This window comes from Labrys sedimenti (genome assembly GCF_034424805.1).
In the GTDB taxonomy this organism is placed as follows: domain Bacteria; phylum Pseudomonadota; class Alphaproteobacteria; order Rhizobiales; family Labraceae; genus Labrys; species Labrys sedimenti.
This window is the reverse complement of record NZ_JAXOUF010000017.1, coordinates 65,870-79,099: the sequence shown is the minus strand read 5'-3', so window position 1 is coordinate 79,099 and position 13,230 is coordinate 65,870. Positions and strand designations below refer to the sequence as shown.

General features: G+C 63.5%; 10 protein-coding genes. 5 read left to right on the top strand and 5 right to left on the bottom strand.

Annotation, left to right across the window (positions count from 1 at the left end):
• Positions 1–211 precede the first annotated feature (211 nt).
• Positions 212–1,075 carry an alpha/beta fold hydrolase gene (locus U1R88_RS28655; RefSeq protein ID WP_322434332.1) on the bottom strand — a complete coding sequence of 288 codons (864 nt, stop codon included), beginning with the start codon at positions 1,073–1,075 and terminating at the stop codon, positions 212–214.
• A 187-nt stretch (positions 1,076–1,262) separates the two neighbouring features.
• On the opposite strand from U1R88_RS28655, the gene U1R88_RS28650 reads away from it, so the two are divergent.
• The 5 genes from U1R88_RS28650 to U1R88_RS28630 all read left to right on the top strand — a co-directional run bounded on the left by U1R88_RS28650 (position 1,263) and on the right by U1R88_RS28630 (position 7,067).
• Positions 1,263–2,042: a class I SAM-dependent methyltransferase gene (locus U1R88_RS28650; protein WP_322434331.1), complete on the top strand. Its 780-nt coding sequence runs from the start codon at positions 1,263–1,265 to the stop codon at positions 2,040–2,042.
• Between the two features lie 126 nt (positions 2,043–2,168).
• Positions 2,169–3,455 carry a chloride channel protein gene (locus U1R88_RS28645; protein ID WP_322434330.1) on the top strand — a complete coding sequence of 429 codons (1,287 nt, stop codon included), beginning with the start codon at positions 2,169–2,171 and terminating at the stop codon, positions 3,453–3,455.
• 129 nt (positions 3,456–3,584) lie between these two features.
• Complete coding sequence (gene sciP, locus U1R88_RS28640; RefSeq protein WP_068297942.1) at positions 3,585–3,860, top strand: CtrA inhibitor SciP; 276 nt, start codon at positions 3,585–3,587, stop codon at positions 3,858–3,860.
• A 388-nt stretch (positions 3,861–4,248) separates the two neighbouring features.
• On the top strand, positions 4,249–5,826 hold the full coding sequence (locus U1R88_RS28635) for a gamma-glutamyltransferase family protein (protein WP_322434329.1): 1,578 nt from the start codon (positions 4,249–4,251) through the stop codon (positions 5,824–5,826).
• Between the two features lie 2 nt (positions 5,827–5,828).
• Complete coding sequence (locus U1R88_RS28630) at positions 5,829–7,067, top strand: amidohydrolase family protein (RefSeq protein WP_322434328.1); 1,239 nt, start codon at positions 5,829–5,831, stop codon at positions 7,065–7,067.
• Positions 7,068–7,148: 81 nt separating this feature from the next.
• On the opposite strand, the gene U1R88_RS28625 is transcribed toward U1R88_RS28630, so the two are convergent.
• The 4 genes from U1R88_RS28625 to U1R88_RS28610 all read right to left on the bottom strand — a co-directional run bounded on the left by U1R88_RS28625 (position 7,149) and on the right by U1R88_RS28610 (position 13,208).
• Positions 7,149–8,795 carry an AMP-binding protein gene (locus U1R88_RS28625; protein WP_322434327.1) on the bottom strand — a complete coding sequence of 549 codons (1,647 nt, stop codon included), beginning with the start codon at positions 8,793–8,795 and terminating at the stop codon, positions 7,149–7,151.
• Between the two features lie 135 nt (positions 8,796–8,930).
• Entirely contained in the window at positions 8,931–10,673 is a 1,743-nt protein-coding gene (locus U1R88_RS28620) for a tetratricopeptide repeat protein (RefSeq protein WP_322434326.1), read from the bottom strand.
• 166 nt (positions 10,674–10,839) lie between these two features.
• Positions 10,840–12,270: a gamma-aminobutyraldehyde dehydrogenase gene (locus U1R88_RS28615; protein WP_322434325.1), complete on the bottom strand. Its 1,431-nt coding sequence runs from the start codon at positions 12,268–12,270 to the stop codon at positions 10,840–10,842.
• 131 nt (positions 12,271–12,401) lie between these two features.
• On the bottom strand, positions 12,402–13,208 hold the full coding sequence (locus U1R88_RS28610; protein WP_322434324.1) for an ABC transporter permease: 807 nt from the start codon (positions 13,206–13,208) through the stop codon (positions 12,402–12,404).
• Positions 13,209–13,230 lie beyond the last annotated feature (22 nt).

The following is a 13,230-nucleotide window of genomic DNA, read 5'->3' as shown; positions in this document are numbered from 1 at the left end:
AGAGCCAACTTTACTCCCCTGGTGACATATAGACATCGCCGAATTCTTCCGATGACATGAGAAAGACGCCGAGCACCCTGCCTCTTTCAGTTTATTTTTGCCAGCGTGAAATAGCGCGCCAAGCTGTATTCGATCAGCACGGCTCGCTGTACGAAATTTACTACGAATTCAACGCGTGAAAGATGGGTGCGACTGCCTTGCCGGACACGCGTTATGTCGCATGATGGGCGATGGCCTGCACCATCTCGTCAATGTCCCGGTCGTGGATTTCGTGCCCGCCGCCTTCGATCCGGTGCAGCCGCGCATTCGGCACGGCCCTGGTGAAGGCCTCTCCATGCGCAATGGGAAACAGCGGATCGGCCGTGCCGTGGATCGCAAGAACCGGCATCGTGAGATCGGAGGCTCGCAACTTCGTGGCCTCCTCCCCGCTCACCAGCGCGAAATGGTTGGTTGCGCTGGCAAATGCCGGCGTCCGGGCCATGTCGCGCGCGATCAGCGCGCTCACGGCCTCGGCATCATGCGGATGCCTGGTGCCGGCGAGCATGGCAGCATCGCGGCGCAGGAAATCGGCGATGGCCCCAAGATCAGACCAGTCAACTGCCTCGCCCGTCGCGGCGTGCTCCCGATAGGCTTCGGTCGAGGGCGGTAGTCCCTTGACCGCGAGCGGCGAGGTGCTGATCAGCGTGAGCGTAAGCACGCGCCGGGAATGGCGCAATGCGGCCTCCTGCGCGACGAAGCCACCCATCGACATGCCGACCAGATGCGCCGTTTCCAGGCCGTAACCGTCGAGAAGCGCCATGGCATCGTCGGCCAGATCACTGGAGGAGTAGCCAGGCTCGCCTTGCGGATAGTGGGTGGCAAGGCCGGTGTCGCGCTGGTCGTACCGGATCACATGGCGTCCGCGAGCGGCCAGTTCCCTGCACAACCTCTCCGGCCACCACAGCATCGAGGCCATCATCCCCATGATCAGCACGATGGGCGGGCTGGGCGGAGCACCGAATGCCTGAGTCTGAAGCTTCGCGCCTTTGACTTCGACGGATTTCTCGGTGACGCGGGATGATCCAGCCCGTTCCATGAACACGATCCTTCTGCTTGCATGTTGCAACTGGATTCGACATTGCACATCTGATCCTATTATGCAATCAGTTTATGGGAGGGATCGGATACGCCACCAAAGAAGGGACGCAGCCCTGCCGCCGGCGAGCAGGAAACTCGGCAAAGGGACGCGTTTTTCATAGCCACGACAGAACTGGATGGACCTCATGGCGTTGGACTGTGCCGACTTTTACGACGCGGAATTGTCCCGGCATAATCGTCATTTACGGGCCGCTGCCAGGGTTGGGCCACGCGACCGGGTACTCGACATCGGTTGCGGCGCAGGCCAGACCACACGCGAAGCCGCCAGTATCGCGGTGGAAGCGGGCGTCGTCGGCGTCGATACTTCTGCCGAGATGCTCGCAATTGCGCGGCAGCGCTGCCTGCAAGCAGGCTTGGGAAACGTCGCATTCGAACAGGGCGACGCGCAGCACCACGCCTTTCCGGCTGCCGGCTTCGATTTGTGCATCAGCCGCTTCGGCGTGATGTTCTTTGCCGATCCGGCCGCCGCCTTTGCCAATATCGCACGGGCGCTGCGTCCCGGCGCGCGTCTTGCATGGATGGTGTGGCAGAGCCAGGCGCGTAACACCTGGTCCAGCGCCATCAGGCAGGCCCTGGCTCCGGGAGGGGCGATTTCCGTCGATGCCGGCAAGCCGTTTTCACTCGGCGATCCCGCCACGGCCACGGCGCTTCTCAGCATAGCCGGCTTTACCTCGATCGACTTCGCCGAAGTGAACGAGCCGGTCTTCTACGGGCCGAATGTCGACGCTGCCTTCGATGCCATCACCGGCCTCTATCTGGTGAAGGACACGCTCGCTCGCACGGACGAACCACCGGATCGGTCCCTGCAGCGGCTGCGCGATCTGCTGGACGCCCATATGACGGCCGACGGCGTGCTTTTTGAGTCACGCGCCTGGATCATCAGCGCCGAACGGGCGAGGGACTAGGTGGAGATGACAGGGGGCGGATAGTTTGCCCCCAGTCGGTGCCAGCCAGGTCTTCTTGAACCATTCTTGCTTGCCGCCGCGAGGCCCGGGCGGTGTAGAAGGGAAGCAAAGGACTTTGCTTGCCCGATGATTCCTGACGATCTTCCAATATTGCTGCGTCGCCGCACCGCCACGACCATCGGCGCCGTCATTCTGGGCCTCGTCGCCCTCGCCTTCACCTGGACAGCCGACCAGGCCGCGAAGCTGTTCGAGCTGATGGTCGCCAAAGCCCCCTATGCGCCACTGGTGGTGACGCCCCTGGGGCTCGCTCTCCTGGCGTGGCTCACACGTCGTTTCGCGCCCGCGGCACGGGGCTCCGGCATTCCCCAGATAAGTGCCGGCGCCCGCGATCCCCGTCATGCCGTTGCAACCGGCCTGATCTCCATGAAGGTCGCCGTCTTCAAATTCGCGGCGACGGTCGGCGCCATCCTGGTCGGCGCTTCGGTCGGTCGCGAGGGACCAACGGTGCAGATCAGCGCCGCAATCATGGCCTTCATGCATCGCCTGCTGAAGATCGACCTGTCGCCCGCCGTGATCATTGCCGGCGGAGCGGCGGGGGTCTCAGCCGCCTTCAACACGCCGCTCGCCGGCATCGCCTTCGCCATCGAGGAACTCGCGGCCTCCTACCACCAGCGCCTCGCCCTACTGGCCATGGCGGCCGTGATGATCTCCGGCCTCGTCAGCCTGGGCATTGCCGGCGACTATATCTATTTCGGCTCCGTGCACGAAGCGCTGCCGCTCGGCGCCGCCCTGCTCATCGCGCCGCTGGCCGGTGTGATCGGCGGCATCACCGGCGGCCTGTTCTCGCGGCTGATCCTGGCTTTCGGCGCCACCGCCTTCGCCCCGATCGCGGCCATGCGTCGCCGTCCCATCCGCCTCGCCCTAGTCTGCGGCTTCCTGGTGGCGATCCTCGGCGTTCTCAGCCAGGGCGCAACCTGGGGCACCGGCTACGAGGTCGCCCGCCGGCTGGTGGAATCCCATGCCGAGCCCGTCTGGTTCGGGCCGGCCAAGTTTCTTTCGAGCTTGATCACCGTGCTGTCCGGCGTGCCGGGCGGGATTTTTGCGCCCTCGCTCGCCACCGGCGCCGGGGTTGGCAATCTGCTCGCCCTCGCCTTTCCCGACCAGCCGCTCGGCGCCATCGTGCTTCTCGGCATGATCGGCTATTTCGTCGGCGTGGTCAGGGCGCCGCTCACCGCCGTCATCATCATTTCGGAAATGTCGGACAGCCGTGCCATGGTGCTGCCTCTGCTCGCCACCGCCATCATTGCGGACGGCATCTCGGCCCTCATCTGCCGGGAAAAGCTCTACCACGCCTTGGCCAAACCCTTCCTGGCGCCTGGCAACCGGACAGATGGCGACGAAGTTAAGGCCTGATTCAGCTTGTTGCCGAATTGTAATCATCGAAGCGAGATCAATGACTTTTCTGAATTTCCTTCAACAATTTTTAAGCGAGCCCTCCTAGCCTGCAGCTCACATGGTCATTCGAATTGTGTGAGCGTACCCATGACCGAAACTCTTCGCCCTCGGGTGAAATATGTCATTGGCCCCGACGGCAGCCCCCTGACCGTTGCGGACCTGCCGCCTCCCGGTACCCAGCGCTGGGTGATCCGGCGCAAGGCAGAAGTGGTCGCCGCCGTACGCGGTGGACTTCTGAGCCTCGAGGAAGCCTGCAACCGCTATGTGCTGACCACCGAGGAATTCCTGTCCTGGCAGGCCTCGATCGACCGCCATGGCCTGGCGGGCCTGCGCACCACGCGCATCCAGCATTATCGGCAGTAGACTAGAGATCAGGCCTTCCGGCCTGCTCTTTCCGCTTGCAGCGGATACGACAGTCCAAGAGCAGGTTGCGATGATCAAAAGTCGCAATCTGCTCTCTTTTTGTCGGACGGCGAGCCACACATCCGCGGCCTTCAATAGCCTGTCGGTCTGCGAGATCGGGTTCATGCATCCCGCATAAGGCCTCTTGGCGTCATACCAAGTCTCGAAGATGCCGACCGGTCCAAGCACGACCTTCCTGGAAACGCACGCTTCGTTGCCGTCTGCCCATCGCCGGGATTTCCGCTGGGTGCACCGACGCCGGGGCCTCGAAGAGGTCGAACGCGCCTGAGCCGGAAATGGCCCGGAACTTGCTTGACTGGAGGTCTGTTCACACAATCGCGGCGATTGCATGAAGACCGTCCCACGGCAAGGGCCCAGCGAGAATGCGACGTCGAGCGAGGGCATGGTCGTCGCGCCACACTGGCTCGCCACAGAGACCGGAGCGAAGGTCCTCAAACGGGGGGGCAATGCCATCGAGGCGCTGGTTGCCGCGAGCGCGGCACTCTCGGTCCTCTATCCACATTTTTGTGGTCTTGGTGGAGACGCGGTTTGGCTTGTTGCCGATCGCACGGGTTCTGCCACCGCCTTCCTGGGCATTGGCCAGGCGGCGAGGTTCATCCCCGATCTGTCTGTCATCCCGCTTCGCGGGCCGCTTTCGGCCATGACGACGGCATGCCTCGTCGACAGTTGGGGACAAGTCCTCGACTACTCCCACAGCCACTGGCAGGGCCGGTCGTCCATCGCCGGCTTGCTCGACGACGCCGTCGCGCTGGCACAAAACGGCTTCGACGTCAGTCCTTCTCAAGAATTTTGGTATCGTTTCCGCGAAAGCGAGGTCACGCAATGGCCTAGCTTCCAAGGGATCTTCTTCCGGAACGGCATACAGCGCCAGCCGGCTTTGGCGAGTTCGTTGCGCGCCATAGCCGATCACGGCGTGCGCGAGTTTTACGAAGGCGAGCTGGGCGCGCGCATCGCGTCGAGCCTCCGAGCTGCCGGTTCACCCCTGACTGCCGCGGATCTCGCCAGCACCCGCACACTCCGTGAGCAGCCGCTTATGCAACGCTATCGCGATGTGACCCTTCTTGCGCCACCACCGCCGACGCAGGGCGCGACGACGCTTGCCATCATGGGCGTCTTGTCTTCCTTCGATCTGGGCCGGCTCGACCCTGCCTCGGCCGAATTCTATCACCTCCTCGTGGAAGCCGTGAAACAGGCCTTCCTCGATCGCCCGTCGATCGCCGACCCCGCCTTCACAGACGTGAATGTCGCGCGGTTGCTCGATGGGCGCCGACTGGCTGCGAAGGCACGCTCGATCGCGCTCGACAGGGCGTTGCCTTGGCCGCAACCCTTCCAGGCCGCCGACACGGCCTTCCTGGCGGCGACGGACAGCGCGGGCAGGAGCGTTGCCATGCTGCAGAGCCTCTATTTCGACTGGGGCAGCGGCGTCGTCGCCGGTGACACCGGTATCCTATGGCAGAACCGCGGCGCGGCCTTCAGCCTCGATCCAGCAAGCCCGAACTGCATCAGGGCCGGCAAACGTCCCTTCTACACGTTGAACCCCGGCATCGCCCTGAAAGACGGGCATCCCTGCCTGCTTTACGGCACTCAAGGCGCCGACGGGCAGCCGCAGACCCTCGCTCTGCTGCTGTCGCTGCTGATCGACCACGGGCTCGATCCGCTTGCGGCTCTATCCCGGCCGCGTTTCCTTCTGGGGCGTACCTTCTCGGACAGTCGCGACAGCCTGAAGATAGAGGCCCATGCCGGAGGCTCGCTCATTGCCGAGCTTGCGGACAGGGGACATCAGGTGGGCCTGATCGAACCCTTCAGCCAACTCGGCGGACATGCCGGCATCATTCGCCTCCGACCTGACGGGACGATCATAGCTGCGCATGATCCGCGCAGCGATGGTGGGGCGATCGGTCTTTGACGATGGACATTCCTCCAGCCGACCTGCTTATCCGCAACGCTCGCCTGCCAACCAGTGAGGAACCGGTCGACTTGGCGATACGCGACAGGTCGATCGCCGCGATCGGTCGAGAGCTTCGTTGTGAAGCGGTTGAAATCGTAGAAGCCGAAGGCGCACTGGCTTGCGCCGGCTTTGTCGACAGCCACATCCATCTGGACAAAGCCTGTATCCTCGATCGCTGCCGCATCTGCGAAGGTACCTTGGCGGAGGCGGTGCGCGAGACGGCAAGAGCCAAGGCGTCCTTCACCGAGGCGGATGTCTATGCACGGGCCGCTCGCGTCGTCGAGCAGGCCATCATACAAGGCACCATGGCGATGCGCAGCTTCGTCGAGGTCGATCCGCGGGCCGGGTTGCGCTCCTTCGAAGCCGTCAAACGCGTTCGCCGGGATTACGCGTTCGCCATCGATATCGAGATCTGCGCTTTCGTGCAGGAAGGGCTTACCAACGAGCCGGAAACGCTGGGTTTGTTGAACGAGGCCCTGGCGGGCGGAGCGGACCTGGTGGGTGGTGCTCCCTACACCGATCCCGATCCGGCTGGACAAATCAGCCAGATCTTCGACCTCGCGCAAGCGCACGGCGTCGCTGTCGACTTCCATCTCGATTTCGATCTCGCACCCGAAAAGAGCAATCTGCCCGTCGTCCTGAAAGAAACGATACGACGCGGTTGGCAGGGGCGCGTTTCGCTCGGACACATGACGAGCCTTTCGGCGCGGCCGTCACATGAGGTTGAAGCGATCGCGGCAGGGCTCCGGGAGGCCGGCATTGCAGTGGTCACCCTGCCGGCCACCGACCTGTTTCTAAGTGGCCGCGAGTATGAGCGACTGGTGCCGCGCGGGGTCGCTCCGACCCATATTCTGGCTTTGATGGGGGTGAATGCCTCGATCGCCACCAACAATATTCTCAACCCCTTCACACCATTTGGCGACGCCTCACTCCTCCGCATGGCGAACCTCTATGCCAATGTCGTTCAACTTTCGCGCACCGAGCATCTGCGGGTCGTCTTCGACATGATCGGTCCTCTTGCAGCCCGCGGAATGCGGCGCGCATCCGGCCTATCGGTCGGAGCGGCAGCCGACATCGTACTGATCGACTGCGTGACGCCCGAACAGGCGATACGCGAGAACAGCCGCGTGATACGAGGCTGGAAGCGCGGTCGCCCGACATTCCGTACGACGAGGCCGGAGATCATTCGTCGAGGATAATGATGTCGCCGGGCTGCAAAGCGGGAAGCAATCGAGTTTCCCAGCTGGAGCAAAGCGCATTTGGACCGAAACGCTTGTTTGCTAGCCCCGCAGATCCTTGCGCAGGATCTTGCCGACATTGGATTTCGGCAGATCGTCCCTGAATTCCACGAATTTCGGCACCTTGTAACCGGTCAAGTGCTGCTTGGCATAGGCGCGCACCGCCTCGACGGTCAAAGCAGGATCGCTCCTGACCACGAAGGCCTTGGGTGCTTCGCCGGCCGCGCCGTCGGGCACACCGATCACCGCCGCTTCCTTGACCCCCGGCATCTTGGCCAGCACGTCCTCCACCTCGTTGGGAAAGACGTTGAAGCCCGACACCAGGATCATATCCTTGCGCCGGTCGACGATGCGGAAATAGCCGGCATGATCCATCACGGCGATGTCGCCTGTGAGGATCCACTCGCCGCGCATCACCTTGGCCGTTTCGTCCGGCCGGCGCCAATAGCCCGCCATCACCTGCGGGCCGCGCACGGCAAGTTCGCCCGGCATGCCCAGCGCCACCTCATTGAAATCGTCATCGACACATTTGACGTCGGTGTCCGGCAAGGGAACGCCGACCGCCCCGTTATGTCCCGAACCGAACGGGTTGAAACAGACGACGGGTGACGTCTCGGTCAGGCCGTAGCCCTCCCCCACCGGCACGCCGACGCTCTTGTGCCAGCGCTCGGCTACCGCAGCCTGCAGGGCCGTGCCGCCGGCAATGCAGACCCTGAGATGGGGCTTGGGCATGGAGATGAACCAGGCCTCGTTCAACAGGCCATTATAGAGCGTGTTGACGCCGGTGATGTAGCTGACCGGATATTTCTCGAAAGCCTTGCGCAGATTGCTCAGGGGACGCGGATTGGGCACCATCAATACATGGGCACCGCGCGCCGTGAAGGTAAGGAAATTAACGGTGAAGGCGAAGATATGATAGAGCGGCAGCGCCGTCATGATCACATCGTCCGGCGTGAAGGCACTGCCCCCGAAGGCCAGCACCTGCAGGACATTCATGACCAGGTTGCGGTGGGTAAGCATGGCCCCCTTGCTCACGCCGGTGGTGCCGCCGGTATATTGCAGGCAGGCCGTGGCCGAGGCATCCATGCCGGCGGTGATGTCCGCGACCCTCAAGCCACGCGCGAGCTTGGCCTGGCCGAGTGCCAGGGCTTGCCTGAGGCGGATATGCGGGAAAGTCGCGGCGGGAATCTCCTTGCGCACATGTTTCTGCACCAGGCCGATCACGGTACGCGGCCAGCCCGGGAAGAACTCGGCCGCGCTGATCAGGACGACATGCGGCACCTTAACCGTTGCAAGGGTCTTGGCGGTGCGGTCGGCGAACATGTCGATCACCACCAGCACCGAAATGCCGCCGTCGGCGAAGACAGCGCCCGCCTCCTCGGCCAGGTAGAGCGGGTTCACATTGACCAGCACGCAGCCTGCCTTGAACACGCCGAAGGCAACCACCGGATAGGCAAGCCCGTTGGGGGCCTGGATGGCCACGCGCGATCCCGGCGGCAGTTTCAGCTCGGCGTGCAGATAGGCGGCGAACTGATCGGACAGTCGATCGGCCTCGGCAAAGCTCAGCGACCCATGCATACCGTTGGGCATGACGCAGGTGTAGGCCGTCTTGCGTGGGGTCTCGCGCGCACTCTGGACGATCATGTCGCCCAGCAATCTGTAGGGCACCTCCCCGACATGCGGTTTCATGTCTCCGTCATAGGCCGCCAACCATGGCCTTTGCTCAGACGAAACCGCCGTCATGATTCCTCCCAATCCGTTTATGGTTGACGATATCATGACGGAATTGTCGCGCCGGGCAAGCTGGCTCGAAACGGACGCACATTAATTCGGGGGAACGAAGTAGAATTCCGTGGTCAGGCCCGACAGGCGCTCGGGACGCTGCTTGTCTCCTGTCGCCGCCTTCACCTCGGCCGTCACCCTTTTCATCAGGGTCTCGACCTCCACGCCCGGCGCACCGACATTGTCGAGGAAGGCACGGGTGAAGGGGGAGTTGCGGCCGGTGCCATCCGCCGCCACGTCATTGGGTTGGGTGGCGAACACCACCAGCGTATCGGGCGAATCCACCGTGATGCGGGCAAGCCCACGCGTCTCCGCATAGGCCCGGTTCTGCGCCTTGAGCTGGGCCTTGAGGGCATCGGCGAACGGATTGTTGCGGCAGCCGTCCAGGAAGACCAGCGTGGTCTTGGCCTGCGTATCCACGGTCTGCAGCAGGCGCTGCAACGACACGTTGAACTGCTGGACGTCGAACAGGCTGCGCACCCTGGTATCGACGGGCAGCAGCCAGTTCTCGCCATCCACCTGCATGGCATGGCCGGAATAGTAGAACACGGCGACATCGGCGCCCTGCGCCTTGGCGACGAAGCGCTCCACCGTGTCGGAAAAGCCCGCCAGAGTGAGGTCGTAGCCGGTCACCACGTCGAAGCCGAGCTGGCCCAGGCGGGCGCTGACATCGGCGGCATCGTTGTGGGGATTGGCAAGGGGAGCCTGCGGATAGGCGGCGTTGCCGATCACCAGGGCGACGCGGCGCTGCGCCTTGATGGCCGCGAGCGCGCCGGCCATGGGTGCCAGATTGGCGCCGGACGGCGGAACGACTGCCGCCGCGCCGGATTTCTCGACATCGGCCAACAGGTCACGCGTGTTCAGGAAGTCGGATTTCTGGGCGAGGATATTGCGAAAATCCGCGGCGGCCAGATCGAGCTTGCCCAGTTCCTTATAGGCCTGCCCCCGGCCATAGCGCGCGTTGAGATAGGACGGATCGAGTTCCAGCGCCTTGGTGAAATCGGCGACCGCGTGCGCATAATCCTTCTTCAAGCCGTAGGCGCCAGCCCGCCCGCTCAAGGCAAGGACGGTGTCCGGCTTGAGCACCAGGGCCTTGTCGTAGTCGGCGATCGCTTCGTCGAAGCGCTTGGCGAGCACGTAGTTGTTGCCGCGATTGACGAGTGCATTGACATAGGTCGGATTGAGCTTGAGCGCTTGCGAGAGATCCGAGATCGCCCGGTCGGTCTGTTTGAGCTCGGCATAAACGTTGGAGCGGCCGCTATAGGCGTTGAAGAATTTCGGATTGATGCGGATCGCCTCGCTATAGCTCTTGATCGCCTCCTCGTAGCGGCCCTGGTTGAAATAGACGTTGCCGCGGCCATGTTGGGGATTGGCATCGCGCGGATCGAGCTTGAGCGCCTGCCCGAAATCCTTGAGGGCAAGATCGTTTTCGCCGCGCCAGAAATGCACGTTGCCGCGGCCGACATAGGCGGTCTCGTTCCCCGCGTCGAGGCGCAGCGCCTCGGCGAAATCGACCAGCGCCTCGTCATAGCGCTGCAGGCTGACATAGGCGTTGCCACGATTGGAGAAGGCATAGGTACGAAACTGCTGTCGCCGCCCCTCGGGCAGATCTAGAAACCGCGTGCAGGCTTTGACGCTGTCAGCCGGGTCCTTCTCGATGGCCCGGCAGGTCTGCCAGAGCGCCTCGACGGTGGCCGGTGCCGTCCTGGCTGGCGCGATCGTCGGCATTGCCAGCAAGGCGCCGGCCAGCATCGCTGCCGGGATCAGCCGTTTCCCGAGCTCCATGGCAATCACCTCGTTCATGAAAAAGGCATGATGAAATCAATGGCTTGCGCAGGCTGTTCCATGCACAACACCAGACCATGCCCGAACTCGGCATCGCTGTCCAAAAGGAAGGGATGGGCCTTGCCCGAAGGCAGCCCCATCCCTGCTCGGCTTGCAAACTCGCGGGTCAGCCCATCTTCACCATGACGTGGCGCGCCACGGTGTAGTCTTCCAGGGCATACATCGACAGGTCCTTGCCGTAGCCGGAGGACTTGACGCCGCCATGCGGCATCTCGCTCACCAGCATGAAATGGCAATTCACCCAGGTGCAGCCATATTGCAGGCGCGAGGCCATCTGCATGCCCCTGGAAATGTCGCGCGTCCATACTGACGACGCCAGGCCGTAGTCGGAATCATTGGCCCAGGTCAACGCTTCCTCGACATCGCCGAAGCGGGTTACCGAGACCACCGGCCCGAACACCTCGCGCCGCACGATCTCGTCGCTCTGCAGGGCTCCGGCGACCACGGTGGGCTCGTAGAAGAAGCCCTTGCCAGCCGCCTGATGGCCGCCCGTGGCGATCTCGATATGTTTGTGCTCGGTGGCCCGTTCGACGAAGGAGGCGACGCGGGAGCGCTGGCGGGCCGAGATCAGCGGGCCGATATCGTTCTCGTCGTCATTGGGCTGGTTGTATTTCAGCCCTTTCACCGCACCGGCGAGCTCGGACACCAGATTGTCGTAGATCTTGCTGCCGGCATAGATGCGGCAGGCCGCGGTGCAATCCTGGCCGGCGTTGTAATAGCCGAACAGCTTGACGCCCTCGACCACGGCCTCGAGATCGGCATCGTCGAACACGATTACCGGCGCCTTGCCGCCGAGCTCGAGATGGGTGCGCTTGACCGTCTTGGCGGCCGCCTGCAGCACCTTCTTGCCGGTGGCGATGTCGCCCGTCAGCGAGACCATCGCGACCTTGGGATGGTGGATCAGGGCATTGCCGACGCTCTCGCCGCGCCCCACCACGACATTGACCACGCCTTCCGGAAAAATCTCGGCGATGGTGGTGGCGAGCTTGAGCAGCGTCAGCGGCGTCTGCTCGGACGGCTTGATCACGATGGTGTTGCCGCCCGCCAGCGCCGGCGCCAATTTCCAGGCCGCCATCATCAGTGGATAGTTCCACGGCGCGATCGAGCCGACCACGCCGATGGCATCGCGCCGGATCATCGAGGTGTGGCCGGCCAGATATTCCCCGGCCACCAGCCCATGCATGTTGCGCACGGCGCCGGCGAAGAAGCGGAAGCAATCGACGATGCCGGGAATCTCGTCCTGCAGCACTCGGATGCGCGGCTTGCCGCAATTGAGCGCCTCCAGCGTGGCATAGGCCTCGGCGTCCTTCTCGATCGCGTCGGCGAGCTTGAGCAACAGGGCCGAGCGCTCGGCCGGCGTGGTGCGCGACCAGCCGACGAAAGCCGCCGCCGCCGCCTCCACGGCCTCGTCGACCTGCTCGACGGAAGCCTCGGGGAGATCGACCAGCGTCTCCTCGGTCTTGGGATTGAGCACCTTTTCCGGCGCTTCGGTGCCGGGCACGAATTTCGACCCGATCAGCATCTTGGTATCGAGCATGGCAATCTCCTTGGGCATTCCAAAGCACAACGCGTTGAAGGGCGAACGCTGGTTTGATCTTGCTCTTTGCTTCCGGGGACCGTTGCGATCCGAGACATCTTGGTCTCGTCGCGAAGCGCTCCGGAAGTTGACTATTTGCCGGAACCGGCGACGTTCTCGCCTTCACGGGTGAGGTAATAGGCAGCCAGGATCGGCAAGGCAGTGACCAGGATGACGATCACCGCCACCACATTGGTGACCGGGCGCTGGCGCGGGCGGATCAGCTCCGACAGCATCCAGATCGGCAGAGTCTGTTGCTGGCCGGCGGTGAAGGTGGTGACGATCACCTCGTCGAAGGACAGGGCGAAGGCCAGCATGCCACCCGCCAGCAGAGCCGTGCCGATCGAAGGCAGCACGACATGGCGGAAGGTCTGGAAGCCGTCGGCTCCAAGATCCATCGAGGCCTCCATCAGCGAAGGCGACAAGCGGCGGAAACGCGCCACGGCATTATTATAGACGACCACGATGCAGAAGGTGGCGTGGCCGAGCACGATCGTCCAATAGGAGAACGGGATATCGGCCAGGTTGAACGCGGCCCGCAGCGCAATGCCGGTGATGATGCCCGGCAGGGCGATCGGCAGGATCAGCAACAGCGAGATGGCTTCCCGGCCGAAGAAGCGGGTGCGCGACAAGGCTGCCGCCGCCAGCGTGCCGAGAATGATGGCGAGGAAGGTCGAGACCAGCGCGACCTTCACCGAAAGCCCCAGCGCGGCCCAGACATCGGGCCTGTTCCAGGCCACACCGAACCATTTCAGCGTGTAACCCGGCGGCGGGAACTCGAAGCTGCGCTCCTCGGTGGTGAAGGCATAGAGGATGATGAAGAGAAGCGGCAGGTGCAGGAAGAGCAGGCCGGCGGCGGCGGCAAGACGCAGGCCCAGCGGTGAGCGGTTCTCGGTCATGATGCCCTCCCCGCGAGCGCAG